Genomic DNA, 21,722 nt, shown 5'->3' with positions numbered 1-21,722 from the left:
TTCCTCTCCTTTTATGTTTTACTGAGTTCTTCTTCAATTTTAGTAATCAACCCTTTCGGTGCTTTAATGACCATGTTCGTAGGAATCTCAATCACTTTTTTTCCTTCGAACCGCTCCTTGCCACCAATTTTGATATCTGCTGCAATAATGACGACATCTGCCTACTTGATCTCCTCCTTCGATAACTCGTCTTCTGTACCAATTGTTCCTTGTGTTTCGATGTGCACTTCATGTCCTAATGCTTTTGCTGCTTTTTCTAATTTTTGTTTGGCAATATACGTATGTGCAATTCCTGAAGTACAGGCTGCTACTCCGACGATCTTCATTTTTCCTTCCTCCTTTTCTTTTAGACAGTTGGTTCTTTTGCTAATAGTTCCATTAATTCTGTTTTACTAGTTGCCTGATTCATTTTTTCGATAATGGTATCTTCTGCTAATAACATTGCTACTTTTTGTAATAATTTGATATGAACGGTATTGGCATCTGTATCTTTTACTGCAAATAAGATAATGACCTTTACAGGCTGCTCATCTAATGATTCCCAAGGGATCGGGGTCTCGACTTTACCCACAACCAAAGAAGTCTGAATGACACTCGCTGATTTTCCGTGGGGAATCGCCACACCGTTTCCAATCCCTGTGATTCCTTCTTTCTCCCGTTGAAAGACATCTGATGAAAAATCATCAACATCTTTGATAATGCCGTTTTCTTTTAGTAATTCACTTAATTCGAGAATCGCTTCTTTTTTTGTTTTCGCTTTCATTTCTAAACGTATCAGTTTTTCTGTAATCACATTTGCGATACTAAATTCTGACATTACCTGTTTTGTAACCATTTCACATCTCTCCTAACATTTGCTTCACACGTTTTTCGTCTTGCTTGGTAAATACTGAGTTTACTAATATCGTGGGAATCTTCGGTGGCTCATTCAAACAAACCGTTGTTAAAATCAAATCGATCTTACTAAATTCCGCTTGATTTTTCTGGTACTGCCGAGAAGATAAAACAGCAATAATCTCTAATTCAGGAAAGGCTTTTTTTACTTTGACTTTCAATAGTTCTGAAGTTCCAACACCACTACTACACATGATCAATACACGTTTTTTTATTGGGGCTAACTCTTTGTATCTCACAAAGTATAATGTTAAAAATCCAATTTCATCTTTGGATATATGGTTTGTATGAAATTTTTTTTGGACCATTTTACTGACAAATTCTACTAATTGAAACGTTTCCTGGTACTCTAATTCAATGTCGTGCAATAAATCATTTTTGATTGTGATCTCATGTTTTAATCGATACAATAGCGGCTGAATGTGACTATACAAATCATGTCGGTTTCTTTCTTGGTCAATTGCCACTCCCATGAGACGGCTCATCGTAGCAGAAAAAAAACGGGTGATTTCTTCAGCTTCATTTGAGATATTTTGATGTTTAATCGAACCATTTTCGATCCTGGAGGAAATCAAGTATTGAAAAAGATAAAAAGTTTCACTTTCAGGGAGAGTCGTATTTAAATATTGACCTAATTTGAGCATGACTTGCTTTGATAGTTGGTACAGTTCCTGGTTATAATGGATCAGCGCCTGATCTTCTTCATCTAAATCCCACGTATCTTCTTCTAAATACACGACCCCTTCACGGAAGCGTTTGACTAAGATATAAATATGAGAAAAAATATTCATTGCATATGGATAGGCAATTCGACTGACTAGTTTTTGTTCGATAAACTCAACGATCGAAGTAATAAAATTGATATCAAATGAGCTGATCATTGGGTGACTAGGAACCACTTTTTTATCTTCCAATAAATGGATACTTAATAGCATATTCACTACTTTACGAATATGTTTTTCTGTTCCTTCGATACCAATTCGGGTACCTTGTCGTTTAAGTTGGAGGTGGTTTTTCATTAAAAATAAACTGATCTTAGCCAAATCATTACTAATTACCGGATCACTCACATAATACGGATGGAACAATTCATTGATTAATAACTTCTTGGGTGCCTTAAACAACAAATTAAGCAAAATCGCATTTCTTCTTTCCAAAGGTCCTTGACTCGTTCGACTTTCATTATGCGTTGCACTCACATTTAAATATTTATCGTAGTCTAACCGAAATCCTTTGCCTGCCTCTGCCAAAATGATTTCCCCGTTTTCAGACACATCATTTATCTTTTTAATCGTACGGTAGACCGTTTTCGTAGAAACATGGGCAAATTCAGCTAACTCCTGAGCTGTAAGGGATAAGCCATGTTTAACAAAGTATTCGACCATTTCTTTCTCTCTTTTGCTTAGCTGCATTTGTTCAACCTCCTTGTTTATACTATAACGGAATTTTCTGACAACTCATTTTTTGTTCTGTCCATTACTCTGGACATTTTTAAAAGCGCTTACAAAAAAGTAGCAAAAAAGACAAAAAAACACCGAAGCAGGCAAAAACCTGTCTTCGATGTTTTACACGATACATCAGAGTACATAAAAGTGATGAATAGACGAAACGATGAAAATAAGCAACTATTGATTGGTGTCAGTAGTTTTCTTCCTTAATTACTCTTAACATGACCAATCACAGCATTTGCTTTAACTACCCCACTAGCATCCATCGTTAGCTTCGCCACTTTTTCACCATTGGTAAAAGCAACGATCAGATCTGATTGTTTGTTTGCCGATTGTAGTGCCACCAAGTCCATGGTTGCAATTAATTGACCACGTGCGACCTTTTGTCCCTCTTCAACGTAGATCGTAAAAGGCGCTCCTTTTAAGTTCACGGTATCGATCCCCATATGCAAGAGAACTTCAATTCCTGATTCCGTTTTGATACCAACTGCATGTTTCGTTGGAAAAATATTGATAATCGTACCAGCGATTGGAGCAAACACTTCGCCATTCGTTGGTAGAACCGCAAACCCGTCTCCCATCATTTTTTGTGAAAAGACATCATCTGCCACTTCTGTGATTGGCATTAGCTTCCCATTTGCTACCGCAAAAATATCTTGGTTTTGTGGATCAACGACTGTTTTGGTTGTCACAGTCGGCGTGGACTGAGCAGTTCCTTTGCCGCTACTTCCATGAATTTTTTTCATTTCATCTGCAACAAATTGGACTTCCGTTCCAACGATCACTTGAATATTTTTGGCATCAATTACTTTCAGACCTGGAACGCCAGTCGCTTTGATTTCCCCTTGATCAACTTCTGCCGTATCTTTTACATACAAGCGTAAACGTGTCGTGCAATTGTCAATGGAAACAACATTCGCTGCACCACCTAATGCTTGATAAAGTTGATTAGCTAGCGTGGCAAATCGATTGTCACCAGTTGGCACTGTTCCTACTTCCCCATTTTCTGCAACTCCAGTATCTTCTTCACGCCCCGGCGTCATCAAATTGAATTTTTTGATGACAAATAAAAATGTAAAGTAATAAATCACACCCATCGCCAAGCCTAATACCAATAGCATTAATGGTTGATTGGCAATAGGTACACGTAAGCTTAAGAAGAAATCAATAAAGCCGGCGCTAAAATTAAAGCCCGCTGTCCAATGGAAGGTTGCTGCGATAAACATCGAAATCCCTGTTAAAGCAGCATGAACGACGTACAATGGCCAAGCGACAAACATAAATGAAAATTCTAACGGTTCAGTCACTCCTGTAAAGAAAGAAGCGAAAGCGGCAGCTAACATCAAAGATGCAGTCATTTTTTTCTTTTCTGGTCGCGCACATTGATAGATAGCAAGTGCACCAGCAGGTAACCCAAACATCATGACCGGGAAGAAACCAGCTTGATACATACCAGTGACTCCTTTTACCCCTTCACTTGCCCAGAATTTACCGATATCATCAATTCCAGCTAAATTGAACCAAAAAACATTGTTAAGTGCATGGTGTAAACCAGTTGGAATCAGCAAACGGTTGAAGAAGCCATATAGACCAGCACCTAACGCGCCCATTCCAGAGATCAATTTACCGAAACTAACCAATGTATCATAAACTGGTGGCCAAACAAAAATCAATAAAGCAGAAATAATTGCCATTAAACCAGCTGTTACGATCGGTACTGCTCGTTTTCCACTAAAGAAAGATAACGCCATTGGCAATTTAACTCCGCTGAAGCGATTATACATCGCACCAGCGACTAAGCCTGCCAAAATTCCAATAAATACATTTTTATTATTGATTGCATCAAAAGCGATATTCACTTTTTCAACATCCACTTTAGTAAACAATGCGACAGAAGCACTATTGACTAATGTGACTGGTGCTAAAAAGGCGATCAATCCTGCCAATGCTGATGAACCATCTTTGTCCTTAGACATCCCCAATGCTAACCCAACAGCAAAAATGATTCCTAAATTATCTAAGACTGTTCCTCCAGCTTTGATCATAAAAGCGGCAAAAATGTTATTGCCACCCCAACCAGTCGGATCGATCCAATAACCAATCCCCATGAATAAAGCAGCTACTGGTAGGGTTGCTACTGGTAACATCAAGGAACGTCCCATTCGTTGTAAGTATGTTTTCATTTTGTTCTCCTATTCTGTTGTCCCTCGCAAGCGTTCGATATGAATAACTAAATAACCAAGTTCTTCGCTTGTAATAGACATTTGATATTGTTTAGTTAAAAGTACTCGAATTTTTTTTGCGACTGCATAACTTCCTGAATATTTTCGTTTGACTATCTCAATAATCTCCTCGTCTAAGACCGCATACTGCTGATTGTGATACCGTTGGATCAACAACCGAAGATGGTTTGCTAAACGAGAATAATTCAGTGCCATTTGTTCGGAATGGATATCGATCCTCAGCTCTTTTTCAATCAACTGGATAATTTCCGACACGATCGTGACTTCGCGAATGCTACGATGATTACTAGTTTGTCCGCTATGACCACTATGGATATGTATCGCTATATAACCCGCTTCATCATATGTATAAGGAATAGCTAAAGTGTGATTCAAATAATCAACTGCCCATTGCGCAATACTAAATTCTTCGTGGTACAGCGCCTCGATTTCTCGCAGTAATTTATTTCGAATAACAATTCCATTACGAATATTTTCAGCAGCAAAAGCAATATGATCCGTTAACGCAATCAACACATGCTCGTTCAGCTTTTTCATTAAAACTGTTTCTGCATGATCAATGATGTGTTCAGCGGCAAAAAGAAACTTTTCGTCAATTTGATTCAGCAAACTTTGTAATTTCATTTGACTTTCTGGCTCCATCACAAACATCCGCTCAATTTCTCGATGAAAAATCAAGTCATTGCGCTTTTTATCGAATCCAACACCTTTACCAATTGCGACCTTTTCTTGTCCATCGTCATCGACTAAGACCGCATTTTGATTAAAAATCTTTTTGATTTTCATAATAATAACCCTTTTTCTGCAGAATTAAAGTTACTTCATGGACCAATCATCCTTTATCAATCTTAAGCTTGACAACAAAAAAGCATAGAAAAATTCCACCAAAGTCTCCTTATCGACGGAATCTTCCCATGCCTAGTATGATCTAGTCACATGAAAAATAAATATGTTAACGCTTTAATTTTATCGAGGGAACGTTTTTTTGTCAACATCTTTTTTTCCTTTTGTCAAACAAAATGCTTTCATTTACTCAATAAAGTTTAAAATAAGCCATAAAAAAAGCCATGATGTCTAATGACACCATGACTTTTTATTGTCCGAATACAATGTTGCTTACAATTCAGTTGATCAAAGATTAAGCTTTGATTTCAGTAACGACACCGGCACCAACTGTACGTCCGCCTTCACGGATTGAGAATTTAGTACCGTTTTCGATAGCGATTGGGTGGATTAATTCAACTTCCATTGTTACGTTGTCGCCAGGCATAACCATTTCAGTTCCTTCTGGTAATTCAACAACACCTGTTACGTCAGTTGTACGGAAGTAGAATTGTGGACGGTAGTTAGTGAAGAATGGAGTATGACGTCCACCTTCTTCTTTTGTCAACACGTATACTTCTGCAGAGAATTTTGTATGAGGTGTGATTGTACCTGGTTTAGCTAAAACTTGTCCACGTTGGATGTCTTCACGTGCAACACCACGTAGTAAAGCACCAATGTTGTCTCCAGCTTCAGCGTAGTCTAATAATTTACGGAACATTTCAACACCAGTAACTGTTGTTTGAGCTGTTTCTTCTGCGATACCAACGATATCTACAACGTCACCAACGCGAACTTGTCCACGTTCAACACGACCTGTAGCAACAGTACCACGACCAGTGATTGAGAATACGTCTTCGACTGGCATCATGAATGGTTTGTCGTTGTCACGTTCTGGAGTTGGGATATATTCGTCAACTGCAGCCATCAATTCAAGGATTTTTTCTTCGTATGAAGCGTCGCCTTCTAAAGCTTTCAAAGCTGAACCAGCAACTACAGGAACATCGTCACCAGGGAATTCGTATTCTGTTAATAAGTCACGAACTTCCATTTCAACTAATTCTAGTAATTCTTCGTCGTCAACCATATCTACTTTGTTCAAGAATACAACGATGTATGGAACACCAACTTGACGAGATAATAGGATATGTTCACGAGTTTGAGGCATAGGACCATCAGCAGCAGATACTACTAAGATAGCTCCGTCCATTTGAGCAGCACCAGTGATCATGTTTTTAACGTAGTCCGCGTGTCCTGGGCAGTCAACGTGAGCGTAGTGACGAGTGTCAGTTTCGTACTCAACGTGAGCTGTTGAAATTGTGATTCCGCGTTCGCGTTCTTCTGGAGCACCATCGATTTGATCGTAAGCCATAGCTTGGCCGCCGTTTTTCTTAGATAGTACAGTTGTGATTGCTGCTGTTAAAGTTGTTTTACCGTGGTCAACGTGTCCGATTGTACCAATGTTAACGTGTGGTTTAGAACGGTCAAATTTTTCTTTTGCCATTTTAAAATGTCCTCCTAAAAATACAATATATTTTTTATTTGTCTGATAGGTATGTGATAAACCAAAAGTCTATCACATGCCCATATCATCGATAATTATTTTACACGAAACTATATTAAAAATACAGTCTCTTTAGATAATCTGTCAAACAGACGATCTTGTTTTAAGAAATTATTCAGCTTTACCGCCGTTTTTCTTAATGATTTCTTCTTGGACTGATTTAGGAACATCTTCATAGTGGTCAAATACCATCATAAATGTACCGCGTCCTTGAGTTGCTGAACGCAATGTTGTTGCGTAACCAAACATTTCAGCCAATGGAACAATCGCATTAACGATTTGTGAGTTACCATGTGCTTCCATACCTTCAACGCGACCGCGTCGGCTAGTTACGTGTCCCATGATATCACCTAAGTAATCTTCTGGAACAGTAATCGTTACTTTCATCATTGGTTCTAAAATAACAGGACGTGCGTGTTTTGCAGCAGCTCTTAAAGCCATAGATGCAGCAACACGGAAGGCTGTTTCATTTGAATCGACGTCATGGTATGAACCATCGTAAAGTTTTGCTTTGATATCCACTAATGGATAGCCAGCAAGAACACCGTTATTCATAGATTCTTCTAGTCCTTTTTCAACAGCAGGGATGTATTCACGAGGAACGACCCCACCGACGATTGCATTTTCAAATTCGAAGCCTTTACCTTCTTCGTTTGGTGTAAATTCAACCCATACGTGACCGTATTGACCTTTACCACCAGACTGACGTACGAATTTACCTTCAGCTTTTGTTGCTTCACGGAATGTTTCACGGTATGAAACTTGTGGAGCACCAACGTTTGCTTCAACTTTAAATTCACGTTTCATACGGTCTACTAAAACGTCTAAGTGCAACTCACCCATACCTGAGATAACAGTTTCACCAGTTTCAACGTTTGTTTCAACTCGGAATGAAGGATCTTCTTCAGCAAGTTTTTGCAACGCAACACCCATTTTATCTTGGTCTGCTTTTGATTTAGGTTCAACAGCAACTTGGATAACTGGGTCAGGGAATTCGATTGACTCAAGAATAACCGGTGAGTCTAATGCACATAATGTATCCCCAGTTGTTGTATCTTTCAATCCAACAGCAGCGGCGATATCACCTGAGTACACTTTATCAATTTCTTGACGAGTGTTGGCGTGCATTTGTAGAATACGTCCGATACGTTCTTTTTTGCCTTTAGAAGCGTTCAATACATATGAACCACTTTCAAGGACACCAGAATAAACACGGAAGAAAGTTAGACGACCTACGAATGGGTCAGTCATTACTTTAAACGCTAATGAAGCAAAAGGAGCTTCATCGTCAGCTGGACGTGTTGTTTCTTCGTCTGTTTTTGTATCGATCCCTTTGATTGCTTCGATATCAACTGGAGAAGGCAAGTAATCAAGAACGGCATCCAACATTAATTGAACCCCTTTGTTCTTGAACGCTGAACCAGCTAATACAGGGAAGAATTCAACATTAATTGTTGCACGGCGGATACCAGCAATCAATTCTTCTTGTGTGATTTCTTCACCTTCAAGATATTTCATCATTAGTTCTTCGTCTGTTTCAGCAACAGCTTCGACTAATTTTTCGCGCCATTCTTGAGCTTGTTCTAAATATTCTTCAGGAATTTCAGTTTCTTGAATATCTGTTCCTAAGTCATTTGTATAGATTTCAGCTTTCATTTTAACCAAGTCGATGATACCAGTGAAGTTTTCTTCAGCACCGATTGGCAATTGAATTGGATGCGCGTTTGCTTGCAAACGATCATGCAATGATTTTACTGAGTACAAGAAGTCCGCACCGATTTTATCCATTTTGTTACAGAATACGATACGAGGCACTCGGTACTCAGTTGCTTGACGCCAAACTGTTTCAGTTTGAGGTTCAACACCTGACTGTGAGTCAAGTACAGTTACCGCACCATCTAATACACGTAGAGAACGTTGAACTTCAATTGTGAAGTCTACGTGTCCTGGTGTGTCGATGATGTTTACACGGTAACCTTTCCACTGCGCTGTAGTCGCAGCAGATGTAATTGTGATACCACGTTCTTGTTCTTGTTCCATCCAGTCCATTTGTGAAGCTCCTTCGTGGGTTTCACCAATTTTATGGATTTTACCAGTATAGTACAAGATACGCTCTGTTGTTGTAGTTTTACCTGCATCAACGTGAGCCATGATACCAATATTACGAGTTTTTTCTAGCGAAAATTCTCTTGCCATTTTCTTACTCCTCTCTTTATTTAAATCGATTGTAAATTGACTTTCTGCTGTCGTTTAACCCAACAGGCAGAGAGGATCTTACCAACGATAATGAGCAAATGCACGGTTGGCATCAGCCATTTTATGAGTGTCTTCACGTTTTTTAACAGAAGCACCAGTGTTGTTTGCAGCATCCATGATTTCTTTTGCTAAGCGTTCTTCCATTGTGTGTTCACCGCGCAAGCGAGCGTAGTTTACTACCCAACGAAGAGCTAAAGTTGTACGACGTTCAGGGCGAACTTCAACTGGTACTTGATAGTTTGAACCCCCAACACGACGTGCTTTAACTTCAAGAACAGGCATAACATTTTTCATAGCTTGTTCAAACACTTCTAATGGATCATTACCTGTAGATTCTTTAATCAAATCAAAGGCGTTATAAATAATACTAGCTGCAACACCGCGTTTTCCGTCAACCATTACACGGTTGATCAAGCGAGTTACTAATTTTGAGTTATAAATAGGATCTGGTAAAACATCACGTTTTGCAACAGGACCTTTACGTGGCATCCGTAACTCCTCCTTCCGAAATATTCTTCATAGTAATTGCCTTACTCTCTTAACATAGTAAGAACAAGTTTCATTTGTTTAATAATTAAAATTAAGCTTTAGGTTTTTTAGTACCGTATTTAGAACGGCTTTGTTTACGGTCGTTTACACCAGCTGTATCAAGTGCACCACGAACGATATGGTAACGTACCCCTGGTAAGTCTTTTACACGTCCACCACGTAGTAATACTACGCTATGTTCTTGTAAGTTGTGACCAATCCCTGGGATATAAGCAGTAACTTCAATTAAGTTTGACAAACGAACACGAGCATATTTACGTAAAGCTGAGTTCGGTTTTTTAGGTGTCATTGTACCCACACGTGTTGCTACCCCACGTTTTTGAGGAGAGTTCACGTTTGTTTGAGTTTTCTTAAAGCTGTTATATCCTTTGTTCAAAGCAGGTGAATTAGATTTTTCCACCTTTGATTTACGAGGTTTACGTACTAATTGGTTAATTGTAGGCATTCCTTGTTTCCTCCTTCCCACGATTCGCGTCTAGTTCCACACATCCAGGTGGTTCTTTTTTTGCGATAAAAAATAAATGCAATTCTGCATCTTTATCAAATATGCTTTGATAAACAGTCAGCACGTCTCTTTACCAGAGACCTGTAGATAAAGCACCTTGATTAGGATATCATGAATAAAGTACTCTGTCAACCAGTGTTATGTATTTTTTTTAGCCATTTGAAATTAAAAAAAGGACGCTATCTTTTTCCAATCATTCAATATAAAATAGCTATGAATAGAGACGAAAGAAAAGGTGGGAACAACAGATGAATTTGAAACAAGCAGCTGGAATTGAAGCAGCTAAATTTGTGAAGGACGGAATGATCGTTGGTTTGGGTACCGGTTCTACAGCCTATTATATGGTAGAAGAAATCGGTAGAAAAATGCGTGAAGAAGGATTAAATATCACTGGTGTCACTACATCGAATGCCACTAAAGAACAAGCAGAAAAATTAGGTATCCCTCTTAAGAGTATTGATGAAGTACCCGTAGTTGATCTCACGATCGATGGTGCTGATGAAATCAGTAAAGCATTTCAAGGAATTAAAGGTGGTGGCGCAGCATTACTTTTTGAAAAAATTGTTGCTACGTATTCAAAACAAGTCATTTGGATCGTTGATGAATCAAAATTAGTGGAGCAACTTGGGCAGTTCCCTCTTCCAGTAGAAGTGATTCCTTATGGCGCTCAACAATTGATGCGGATCTTTGATGAGAAAGGTTACCAACCTGTTTTACGTCAAACCGAAACAGGTCAGATAGTCAAAACAGACAGTGGTCATTACATTATTGACTTACATTTAGAAGTGATCAATGACCCTGAAGCTTTAGCAACGTACCTTGATCAACTGGTTGGTGTCGTTGAACATGGACTGTTTTTAAATATGGTTTCAAAAGTCGTCGTCGGCTCCGCACAAGGCGTATCAATTATCGACTCACCTCATCAAAAATAACAACCCTGATATTAGTTATAAAAATTAGCAAAAATAGTTCATTTTAAAAACATAAAAAAACTATCTTTTCAATGGACTTTATGCTACATTTTTACTGTTATCTATAGACAGAAAATCATTGCTAGAAAGGAATCACCATGAAGATTATTGGTTATGCACGCACAACCATAAATGATGTTGATCTTACAACACAAGTGGAGCAACTCTCTAATTTTGGTTGTCAGGAGATTTTTCACGAGACATACAAGTCTAAAGATGCGGTGTCTAATAATATTTGTTTAGAAAAAGTAATCAAGGAAATGCGACAAGGCGATACTTTAGTTATCTGTCAACTTCATCGTCTAGGGAAGTCCACTCGTCAGCTAACAGAACTCACACAATTATTCAAAGATCGTGGCTTACACCTAGTTAGTATCCAAGAAGAGATCGATACGCGTACACCGATGGGGAAAATCTATTTTCAACTAATGGAAGGATTAGCCATTATGGAGTGCTCTTTAATCAAGGAACGGACACTTGTTGGGTTAGATGAAGCACGTAAAAAAGGTAAAATCGGGGGTCGTCCAAAAATCGATCCAAAAACAATTAAAAAAATTCGTCGGCTTTATTATGAAAAAAAAGAAACGATCCAATTAATTTCTACTAAATGTGGTGTATCAGTCGGAACCTGTTATAAATATATCAATCTTCCAGAAAAAGAGATTCAGCAATTATCTTAAACGACTGCCTACATCTTGATATTCTTTCATTTAAAAATGGATTGGCGCAACAAACGCAGACTGTCTGCTAAAGACGAATCAACTGTATATAATGAATAGGTAGGTGGATCAATGACAGTGCAGCCATTGATCCACCTACCTCTGTTTATCTGTCACTGTAAGAATTATTTTTGTTTTTTTATCTGTCTATCTTCTGATTTTCCCTTTCATTAACTTCATTTTTCAATGGAAATCTAGTCAAAAAAATTGTACAATAAAGCAGAACTGAAATTTTCAGAAATATAACCTATTTTAAAGGAGAGCTAAACATGCCAAAATTAGTTTTTTCTCGTCATGGTCTTAGTGAATGGAATGCATTAAACCAATTTACTGGTTGGGCTGACGTAAACTTAGCACCAGAAGGAATCGAAGAAGCCAAAGAAGGCGGACGCAAAATCAAAGAAGCTGGAATTGAATTTGATGTTGCTTACACTTCAGTTTTAACTCGTGCCATCAAAACATGTAATTTGATTTTAGAACACTCAGATCAACTTTGGGTTCCTCAAATCAAATCATGGCGCTTAAACGAACGTCATTATGGTAAATTACAAGGATTGAACAAAAAAGAAACAGCTGAAAAATATGGAGATGACCAAGTACACATTTGGCGTCGTTCATACGACACTCTTCCTCCATTGATGGACGAAAGTGACGAAGGTTCTGCTGCAAACGATCGTCGTTATGCAATGTTAGACAAACGCGATATTCCTGGTGGCGAAAACTTGAAAGTTACTTTAGAACGTGCTTTACCATTCTGGCAAGACGAAATTGCTCCAGCTTTACTAGACAACAAAACTGTTTTAGTAGCTGCACATGGTAACTCTCTACGTGCTTTAGCAAAACACATCGAAGGAATTTCTGATGAAGATATCATGGATCTTGAAATTCCAACTGGTCAACCACTTGTTTATGAATTAAACGATGACTTGACAGTTGCTAAAAAATACTATTTATAATAAATAAAAAAAGTGGGCAAGCGATTCAATTGAATCACTCGCTCACTTCTTTTATTAATCTGCGATTGCTGTTTCTAATCCGACTTCGATCATTTCGTTAAATGTCGTTTGTCGTTCTTCTGCAGTTGTTTCTTCTCCGGTAAGCAAATGGTCACTCACTGTCATGATTGCTAATGTTTGGACATGATATTTTGCTCCCAAATAGTATAAAGCAGCTGCTTCCATTTCCACACCTAGCACACCTAATTCAGCTAATTTAAACGTTTCTGTTGAATCATCTTTATAAAATGAATCTTCCGAGAGAACATTTCCTACATGTGTGATAAATCCTTTGTCTTTTGAAATTTCATACGCCTTCAACAATAAATTAAAATCACTGATCGGCGGAAAATGAAAGGCTTGGAAATTTTTCTCGATCATCGAAGAACTAGTAGCTGCTCCTTGAGCTAAAACAAGATCACGAACATGGACATCTTTAGATAATGCACCACATGTACCCACTCGTATCAATTTTTTCACACCGTATGAATGAATCAATTCATGGGCATAGATCGTCGCTGACGGCATCCCCATCCCCGTTCCTTGTACCGAAACACGTTCGCCTTTGTAGGTTCCAGTAAAACCTAACATCCCACGAACTTGGTTGTAACATACTGGATCTTCTAAAAATGTTTCAGCAATATATTTTGCTCGTAAAGGATCGCCTGGAAGTAGTATTTTATCAGCGATCTCTCCTTGTTTTGCTTCAATGTGTACGCTCATCTGACACTCTCCTTGATTCAGTTATAGTAATACTAATACTTCTTTAATCAATGCCTTAAATGATTGTTTGACACGTTGCGTTGTTTCCACCACTTCTTCATGGTTAAGGTTCGCTTGCATGCCTGCTGCTAAATTAGTGATACATGAAATGCCGAGAACTTTCAATCCGCTATGTGCTGCAACGATCACTTCTGGCACAGTGGACATTCCGACTGCATCTGCTCCCATCGTACGTGACATCCGAATCTCTGCAGGTGTTTCATATGTTGGTCCAGAATAGCCCATATATACCCCTTCTTTAAGAGTCAAATCTAATTGGCTCGCAGCCTCTTTGGCTACTTCACGGTAAGTTAAGGTATACGCTTCACTCATATCAGGGAAGCGTGGACCGATCTCATCTTCGTTAGGACCAATCAATGGGTTTTGACCTGTGAAGTTGATATGATCAGTAATCAACATCAAATCGCCAGGAACAAATGATTCATTTACCCCACCACATGCATTCGTGACAATCACCGAATGAGCTTTTAATGCTGCCATTACCCGCACAGGATAAGTGACAGTTTGCATTGAATGACCTTCATAAAAATGGAATCGTCCTTGCATTGCCAGAACTTTTTTACCAGACAAGGTACCATAGACTAATTGACCAGCATGGCCGACAACTGTTGATGTTGGGAAAAATGGGATTTGGTCATAAGGAATCACGATTGCTTCCTCGATTTCTTCCGCTAACTCTCCTAAACCTGAACCTAAGATCAAACCAAAATCAATTTCTTTTACGCCTTTTTCTAGAATAAATTGAGTCGTTTCTTGTAACATTTCGCTTAATTGGGTCATTTACTTTCTCCTATTAACTATTTTTTTCTACAGAAGTCAAGAGGTTAGAAGCCCTGTCGTTCGACTAGCTAAAAAAACAGGTATGCCTGATTAACAAGGCTTTTTCACCTCTTGATTGATACTGTTAAAGCAAGATGGCTCTTTGAACAAAATGATTGACCTATCTTAGTTACGCTTTTTCAGGTCAAATTTTCAAACGCGGTCTGTCATTCCTATTTCAAAAGTTTTAAGAAACTTTCGCCGTTTTCGGTAGCAGGAACATCGAAGTTTTCAGCAATCGTTGCTGCGATATCTGAATAGTAGCCTTGTGGCAAGCTTCCTTGTCCTTGCATTTTTTTGCTGAAAACTAATAATGGTACATATTCACGTGTATGATCTGTTCCAGGGAATGTTGGATCGTTTCCATGATCAGCAGTAATCATCAGTAAGTCGTCCTCTGCCATTGCCTCTAATATTTCGGGAATACGTAAATCAAAATCTTCAATTGCGTGGGCATAACCCACAACATCCCGACGATGTCCAAATAATGCATCAAAATCAACTAAATTAGTAAAACTGATCCCTGTAAACTCTTTTTTCATCACATTTAATAATTGGTCAACGCCATCCATGTTGCTTTTCGTACGGACGAACTCTGTAATCCCTTGACCGTTGAAGATATCGTTGATTTTTCCAACAGCGATAACGTCTTTTCCTGCTTCTTTTAATGAATCTAAAACCGTATGCCCGAATGGATCCAATGCGTAATCATGTCGGTTGCTCGTACGAGTAAAATTACCAGGTTCTCCAACGTAAGGTCGCGCAATAATTCGACCAATCATGTATGGGTCGTCTTTAGTAATGTCACGAACGAACTGACAAATCCGATAAAGTTCTTCTAAAGGAATAATTTCTTCATGCGCAGCAATTTGTAGAACTGGATCTGCGGACGTATAGACGATCAAATCACCAGTTTTCATTTGATGTTCACCATAGTCATCTATAACAGCGGTTCCACTATATGGTTGATTGCAAACAATTTTGCGTCCTGAGAAGTCTTCGATTTGTTTGAGTAATTCATCAGGGAAACCGTTAGGAAATACTCGAAATGGTGTCTTGATGTTCAGACCCATGATTTCCCAGTGACCGGTCATTGTATCTTTTCCTACAGATACTTCCTCCAATTTAGTGGCATAGCCTTGGTGGTTTTTAACCGCTTCGACACCTTCTAATGGGCGAATCGTTCCCAATCCTAACTGTTCCAAATGAGGAATTGTCAAACCAGCTTCTTTTGCGATATGCCCTAGTGTATCTGAACCTTTATCACCAAATTTTTCAGCATCTGGCGCTTCACCGATTCCTACTGAATCCATGACAATCAAATGTACGCGTTTAAACATGATTATTCCTTCTTTCTTTTTTATTATTGCTATTAAATCAAAAAGGGCGAGTCGAAAAAACATTTCCCGTAACCCACCCTTTTTATTCACTAAAAGTTTATTTTGATTTTATATAATTTTTACCGTTCGCTTTAGGTCCAGATGCTTTTCCTAAGAACGCTACTAACACAATAACGGTTAATAGGTAAGGTGCAATCTGCAGCAATACTGGCGGTATCGAAGAAATCACTGGTAATTGAGCCCCGATGATACTTAAACTTTGCGCAAAGCCAAAGAATAAAGAAGCGCCCATTGCCCCTAGTGGATTCCATTTACCGAAGATCATAGCAGCCATTGAGATAAACCCTTGACCTACGATCGTTCCGGCAGAGAAATTCCCTGAAATCGATTGAGCGAATACTGCGCCACCCATTCCGCCAAGTAAACCAGAGATCAATACCCCAGAATAACGCATCGCGTAAACATTGATTCCCAATGTATCCGCTGCTTGAGGATTTTCACCCACTGAGCGTAAGCGAAGTCCAAACTTTGTCTTAAAGATAATAAACCAAGCAAGAATCGCAATTAAAATGGCACAATAAGCTGGTAAAAATGTATTTTTAAAGAAAATTGGTCCAATCACAGGGATTTTTGATAATCCAGGAAATGAGAAATATCCTAAGTTAACTGAAATATTATCAGTTTGTCCTTTTCCATACCATGTTTTGATCAAAAATACACCCAAAGCTGGTGCCATCAAGTTGATAACTGTCCCGCTGATGATATGGTCTGCACGTAAACTAATAGTTGCTACTGCATGTAATAAAGAGAATAACACACCAACTATCCCACCGACTAAAATAGCAATCCATGGTGTCATGTCTCCTAAGGTAGGACTCATGGTTAGATTAAATACTACCGCACTGAAAGCACCCATAACCATGATGCCTTCTAAACCTACATTGACAATCCCACTTCGTTCAGAAAAAGTTCCACCTAAAGATGTAAGAATTAATGGTGTTGAATAAACCAACGTTGAAGTGAGGATTAAAGCAATTAACTCAGTTGTTGACATTATAATTCTCCTCCTTCTTGACTCTGATTTGTTGGTTTCGATTCAACAGTCTCCACGATCGCTTCTTGTTTTTTACCTTGGAAGAATTTCGCCATAATGAAACGAATCAAGAAGTTGATCCCAACAAAGAAAATAATCAATGCAATCGATACATTTACGATTTCAAATGGTATACCGGCACCTGTTTGCATCCCCAAACCACCGATTTTCAAGATACTGAACAAGAGTGCTGAAAGTAAAATTCCAATCGCTGAACCAGAACCTAACAGTGACACAGCCATTCCGTCAAATCCGATGGCTAATGAAGTTGTTTGGACGAAAAAGTTTTGATACGTTCCTAATCCTTCGACTACTCCACCAAGTCCTGCTAAAGCGCCTGAAATCATCATGGAAAAGACGATCGTACGTTTACTACTCATTCCAGCATACTCAGAAGCAAAAGGATTTAGACCTACCGAACGAATTTCAAAGCCTAACGTCGTTTTCTTCATCAATAGCCAAACAACAACCAGTGCAATCAATGCTAAAAACAAACCAGCATTTACACGAGAACCGCCAAACATTTGTGTCAGCCAAAGTAATCTAAGAGAAGCATTTTGCCCAATCAAATTTGAAGAATCTAAGCTTGAACGATACGTATCTGGCATGATGTCATGTAAAGCAAAAGTACTTAAATAAAGTAAAATATAGTTCATCATAATAGTGACGATTACTTCACTTGTACCGAAAAAGGCTCTTAACACCCCTGGGATAGCCGCAGCCAAGGCTCCTGCCAAAGCACCTAAAATCACACAAGTCGGTAATAAAATGACTTTTGGCAGATCAGGAAAGGCAAGTGCTACCCACACACTAACGATCCAACCACAGAGTGCTTGTCCCGAAAGCCCGATATTGAAGAATCCTGCTGAGTTCGCAACAGAAAAACCTAATGCAGTAAAAATCAACGGTGTTGCTTGCCGTAATGTTTCACCAATACTTCTTTGAGAACCAAGGGACGCATTTAACATTGAAGAATAACCTTGGCCTGGGTTATAACCAAAAGCTGCCATCAAGATAGCACCTAAAACTAAACCTAGAATTACCGAAAAAATAGGAACTAGGAGATTACGTATCTTTTCATTGCGATCATTCATGTGCGCCACCAACCTTTTCTAACTCTTTTCTTGCTTCTTCTAAAGAATAGCCCGCCATAAGTAATCCTAGTTCATTTTCAGAAGTTTCTTTTGGATCAACGATTCCCACGATTTTTCCTTCGTGGAGTACCGCAATACGATCAGAAACATTCAAAATTTCTTCTAATTCAAAACTAATCAATAAGACCGCTTTGTATTTGTCTCTTTGTTCAATCAAACGTTTATGAATAAACTCGATTGCTCCAACATCTAGCCCACGTGTCGGATTAGCAACGATCAACAAGTCAGGATCACGATCGATTTCCCGAGCAATAATTGCTTTTTGTTGATTCCCACCTGATAATGCTTTCGCTGGCACAAGTTCATTCGTTGTTCGAACATCATACTCTTCGATTAATTCTCGTGCATGTTCATTGATCAACGAATAATTCAATAAGCCATTTCTACTGTAAGGTTTTTGGTAATAATTTTGTAAAGCAATGTTCTCCGCTAACGTCATATCTAGCACTAAGCCATACTTATGACGGTCTTCGGGCACATGTCCTACACCAGCCTCCGTAATTTTTCTTGGCTTTTTATTCGTGATATCTTCATCTTTTAAGCGAATCGTTCCACTTTCTGCTTTACGTAAACCGGTTAACGCCTGGATCAATTCTGACTGCCCGTTACCATCAATACCAGCAATTCCTAAAACTTCTCCTGCTCGTACTTCTAAACTTAGGTCTTTGACTGCGTCCAATCCTCGGTTTTCTTTAACCACTAGATTTTCAATCGATAACACAACTTCTTGAGGCTGACTTTCTTTCTTCATTGTCTTAAATGAAACCGTACGTCCAACCATCATATCTGCCAATTGTTGTGAAGAGACATCTTTTACATTTACTGTACCAATCCCTTTACCACGACGGATAACGGTACAACGATCTGCTACAGCTTTAATCTCATCTAACTTATGGGTGATCAAAATGATCGATTTTCCTTCTTTGACCAACTCTTTCATGATTACAATCAGTTCGTCAATCTCTTGTGGCGTTAATACCGCTGTAGGTTCGTCAAAAATCAAGACATCTGCCCCACGATAAAGTGTTTTTAAAATTTCTACCCGTTGTTCCATTCCAACAGAGATATCTCGGACATACGCATCAGGATTGACCGATAAACCATATTGTTCAGAAAGCTTTTGGATTTCTTCACGTGCTTGGCGACGATCAAGTACCCCTGCTCGACTTGGCTCACTTCCCAAAACAATATTTTCAGTAACAGTAAATGCATCCACAAGCATAAAGTGCTGATGGACCATTCCGATACCTAGCTGGTTCGCTTTTGTCGGACTTGTAATTTTCACTTCTTTCCCATGCATCAGTATTTCACCTGATGTTGGCTCTAAAAGGCCTGAGAGCACATTCATCAAGGTTGATTTTCCGGCACCATTTTCTCCAAGTAAAGCGTGGATCTCTCCTGCTTTCACTTGCAAGTTGATGTTGTCATTTGCTTTGAACGTACCAAACTGTTTGGTGATATTCCGCATTTCGATGACAATATTTTCTTGAACCACAATTTTTCACATCCTAACGATTTCTATCTAGGCAACGATTAACAAAGATTTTTCATAAAATCTCAAATTGAAGCAAAAACTTCAGGGGATTATTCCCTTATCAAGAGGCTGTGAAAAGAGCGTTTTGACCTGAGCATTAAGGAAGAAAATCTCGAAACAGCTTTTCATGTTTTGAGATTTTTTGACTTAATGCCGAAGGTCAGCTCTTTGAACGCCGTTTATCAAGAGGCTGTGAAAGAAGCGTTTAGCTCCGAGCAAATAAGAGAGGATTTTTTAAAATAGCTTCTCATATTTTTAAAAATCATCGCTTATTGTTGAGGAGCTGCTTCTTGAACGCCGTTTAGTAAGAGGCTGTGAAAAGAGCGCTTTGACCTGAGCATTAAGGAAGGAAATCTCAATAGCTTTTCAGCAACATCTTGATAAAGAAACAATCGTTAGTTATTTACTAAACCATAGCCTTGTCAAACAATTGTCCAACAAGGCTATAGAAATTCGTTTGATTATTTTTCAGGAGTTTCTGGTACTTTGATATCTCCTGAGATGATTTTTTCTTTTGCTTCATTCACAGCTTTTTCTGCTTTTTCTGAAAGTTGACCTTTTGTGATACCAACGCCGTCTTCTTTCAATCCGTAAACGGTATGTTCTCCACCAGGGAAATCACCGTCAGCTGATTTTTGAGCTAAGTCTTCAACAACAGTTCCTACACCTTTTAGAGTTGATGTCAAAGTAAAGTTTTTCTTTTCACCGTTTAAAGTGTATTCGCCTTCGTCCGATTGGTCACGGTCAACCCCGATAACCCAAACTTTTTTGTCGCCTGATTCGTTTAATGATTTCGCTTCTTGGAATACACCGTTACCAGTACCACCAGATGCGTGGAAAATGATATCTGCATTTTGTGCATACATTCCTTGAGCAATTGAACGTCCTTTATCTGGCGCTGAGAAGTCTCCTGCATATTGATTCAAGACTTTAATTTCTTTGTTTAAAGCTTTTGCACCAGCATCTACACCAGCTTTGAATCCTGCGTCAAAACGATCGATTACTTCACCTTTTACCCCACCAATGAAACCAACAGTGTTTGTTTCAGTTGTGTAAGCTGCGGCAATCCCAGCAAGATAAGAAGCTTCGTTATCTTTAAATGTTGCTGAAACCACGTTGTCTTTGCCGTCGATAACGTCATCAATAATAGCAAAGTTTGTTTCAGGATTTGATGCAGCTTGCTCTTCAATAGCTGGCTTCAATTTATAACCAATACCAAAGATTGTTTTAAAACCTGCATTCAAAGCTTGGTCAATATTAGGGATATAATCTGATTCATTTGCTGATTGGAAATATTGGAACCCATCATTCCCACGTGATAGATCATGATCTTTCCCCCAAGCTTGTAGTCCTTCCCAAGCTGACTGGTTGAATGAACGGTCATCAACACCGCCCGTATCTGTGATCAATGCTGCAGTTGCTGTTTTTGAACCGCTGTTTCCACCGGTTGAATCAGTTGAATCTGATCCGCTGCCACATGCGCCCAATAATAACCCAGCAGATAACGCTACAGCACTTAAACCAAATAATTTTGCTTTTTTCATTTCTGTAAAGCCCCCTAAAATAATTGTTTTATTTTTCAACAGTCAGCTGACTGAATGAACATGAGTGATAATTCTATAGATCTTTTTCTGTAAAGGCGTAAGGTAATAGTTCTTTAACCGTCATTGCCTTAGTCACACCGTTATCCCCTACTAAAGTTACCGGCATGTCTGGTACACAAAACTCAGCCATTACTTGACGACAAGCACCACAAGGAGAAATTGGCTCTGGCGTATGACCAGCCACTACTAAATGAGTAAACTCTTTTTCTCCTTCAGAAACAGCTTTGAAAAAAGCCGTGCGCTCCGCACAATTGGTTAAACCAAACGAGGCATTTTCGATGTTGACTCCTTGATACGTTTTTCCAGATTCAGTGACTAAACATGCGCCTACTGGAAAATGTGAATATGGTACATATGCTTTATCCAATGCTTCTACTGCAATGTTGATCCATTCTTGCTTCACTTCTGTCATAAGCTTCCCCTTACTAC

Annotated in this window: 19 protein-coding genes and 1 pseudogene; 3 read left to right on the top strand and 17 right to left on the bottom strand. The window is 38.8% G+C overall.

The genetic code is table 11. From position 1 onward, the window contains the following. Positions 1–11: 11 nt before the first annotated feature. The 9 genes and pseudogenes from AB3H90_RS12805 to rpsL form a co-directional block, all read right to left on the bottom strand. A pseudogene (locus AB3H90_RS12805) lies at positions 12–326 on the bottom strand (PTS fructose transporter subunit IIB). 20 nt (positions 327–346) lie between these two features. After that, positions 347–835: a PTS sugar transporter subunit IIA gene (locus tag AB3H90_RS12800; RefSeq protein ID WP_010720455.1), complete on the bottom strand. Its 489-nt coding sequence runs from the start codon at positions 833–835 to the stop codon at positions 347–349. Position 836: 1 nt separating this feature from the next. Beyond that, positions 837–2,306 (bottom strand): PRD domain-containing protein, encoded by a 1,470-nt coding sequence (locus AB3H90_RS12795; RefSeq protein WP_063626396.1) that lies wholly within the window; start codon positions 2,304–2,306, stop codon positions 837–839. Between the two features lie 242 nt (positions 2,307–2,548). Beyond that, positions 2,549–4,525, bottom strand: coding sequence for an N-acetylglucosamine-specific PTS transporter subunit IIBC (gene nagE / locus AB3H90_RS12790; protein WP_368016833.1), 1,977 nt, complete (start codon positions 4,523–4,525; stop codon positions 2,549–2,551). A 9-nt stretch (positions 4,526–4,534) separates the two neighbouring features. Beyond that, positions 4,535–5,371 carry a PRD domain-containing protein gene (locus AB3H90_RS12785; RefSeq protein WP_010736794.1) on the bottom strand — a complete coding sequence of 279 codons (837 nt, stop codon included), beginning with the start codon at positions 5,369–5,371 and terminating at the stop codon, positions 4,535–4,537. A gap of 352 nt (positions 5,372–5,723) precedes the next feature. Next, a complete protein-coding gene (gene tuf, locus AB3H90_RS12780; RefSeq protein ID WP_010720459.1) occupies positions 5,724–6,911 on the bottom strand; it encodes an elongation factor Tu in 1,188 nt (395 codons plus the stop codon). Between the two features lie 171 nt (positions 6,912–7,082). Next, a complete protein-coding gene (gene fusA / locus AB3H90_RS12775; protein WP_010720460.1) occupies positions 7,083–9,167 on the bottom strand; it encodes an elongation factor G in 2,085 nt (694 codons plus the stop codon). 78 nt (positions 9,168–9,245) lie between these two features. Beyond that, a complete protein-coding gene (rpsG, locus tag AB3H90_RS12770) occupies positions 9,246–9,716 on the bottom strand; it encodes a 30S ribosomal protein S7 (protein ID WP_010720461.1) in 471 nt (156 codons plus the stop codon). A gap of 91 nt (positions 9,717–9,807) precedes the next feature. Then, complete coding sequence (gene rpsL, locus AB3H90_RS12765) at positions 9,808–10,221, bottom strand: 30S ribosomal protein S12 (protein ID WP_002294318.1); 414 nt, start codon at positions 10,219–10,221, stop codon at positions 9,808–9,810. A gap of 308 nt (positions 10,222–10,529) precedes the next feature. On the opposite strand from rpsL, the gene rpiA reads away from it, so the two are divergent. From rpiA to gpmA, 3 genes are all read left to right on the top strand, one after another. Further along, complete coding sequence (rpiA, locus tag AB3H90_RS12760) at positions 10,530–11,213, top strand: ribose-5-phosphate isomerase RpiA (protein WP_368016832.1); 684 nt, start codon at positions 10,530–10,532, stop codon at positions 11,211–11,213. Positions 11,214–11,350: 137 nt separating this feature from the next. After that, complete coding sequence (locus tag AB3H90_RS12755) at positions 11,351–11,932, top strand: recombinase family protein (RefSeq protein WP_010720463.1); 582 nt, start codon at positions 11,351–11,353, stop codon at positions 11,930–11,932. Between the two features lie 308 nt (positions 11,933–12,240). Then, positions 12,241–12,927: a 2,3-diphosphoglycerate-dependent phosphoglycerate mutase gene (gpmA, locus tag AB3H90_RS12750; protein ID WP_010720464.1), complete on the top strand. Its 687-nt coding sequence runs from the start codon at positions 12,241–12,243 to the stop codon at positions 12,925–12,927. Positions 12,928–12,981: 54 nt separating this feature from the next. On the opposite strand, the gene deoD is transcribed toward gpmA, so the two are convergent. From deoD to AB3H90_RS12710, 8 genes are all read right to left on the bottom strand, one after another. Continuing rightward, complete coding sequence (gene deoD, locus AB3H90_RS12745) at positions 12,982–13,689, bottom strand: purine-nucleoside phosphorylase (RefSeq protein WP_368016831.1); 708 nt, start codon at positions 13,687–13,689, stop codon at positions 12,982–12,984. A gap of 21 nt (positions 13,690–13,710) precedes the next feature. Further along, a complete protein-coding gene (locus AB3H90_RS12740) occupies positions 13,711–14,529 on the bottom strand; it encodes a purine-nucleoside phosphorylase (protein WP_053766559.1) in 819 nt (272 codons plus the stop codon). Positions 14,530–14,741: 212 nt separating this feature from the next. Continuing rightward, the gene (gene deoB, locus AB3H90_RS12735; RefSeq protein ID WP_010720467.1) at positions 14,742–15,908 is read right to left on the bottom strand and encodes a phosphopentomutase; all 1,167 of its coding nucleotides are present in this window, start codon (positions 15,906–15,908) and stop codon (positions 14,742–14,744) included. 97 nt (positions 15,909–16,005) lie between these two features. Next, positions 16,006–16,962, bottom strand: coding sequence for an ABC transporter permease (locus AB3H90_RS12730; protein ID WP_094940657.1), 957 nt, complete (start codon positions 16,960–16,962; stop codon positions 16,006–16,008). Then, a complete protein-coding gene (locus tag AB3H90_RS12725; RefSeq protein WP_368016830.1) occupies positions 16,962–18,095 on the bottom strand; it encodes an ABC transporter permease in 1,134 nt (377 codons plus the stop codon). Before AB3H90_RS12725 ends, AB3H90_RS12730 begins: the two co-directional genes overlap by 1 nt. Then, positions 18,088–19,650, bottom strand: coding sequence for an ABC transporter ATP-binding protein (locus AB3H90_RS12720; protein WP_010720470.1), 1,563 nt, complete (start codon positions 19,648–19,650; stop codon positions 18,088–18,090). The genes AB3H90_RS12725 and AB3H90_RS12720 overlap by 8 nt, the downstream gene beginning before the upstream one ends. A gap of 500 nt (positions 19,651–20,150) precedes the next feature. Beyond that, complete coding sequence (locus AB3H90_RS12715) at positions 20,151–21,233, bottom strand: BMP family protein (RefSeq protein ID WP_010720471.1); 1,083 nt, start codon at positions 21,231–21,233, stop codon at positions 20,151–20,153. Between the two features lie 73 nt (positions 21,234–21,306). Then, positions 21,307–21,705, bottom strand: coding sequence for a cytidine deaminase (locus AB3H90_RS12710; RefSeq protein WP_010720472.1), 399 nt, complete (start codon positions 21,703–21,705; stop codon positions 21,307–21,309). Positions 21,706–21,722: the final 17 nt, after the last annotated feature.

The organism is Enterococcus sp. C63 (assembly GCF_040887215.1).
GTDB lineage: Bacteria > Bacillota > Bacilli > Lactobacillales > Enterococcaceae > Enterococcus_B > Enterococcus_B hirae.
This window is presented reverse-complemented; position numbering and strand designations above follow the sequence as displayed.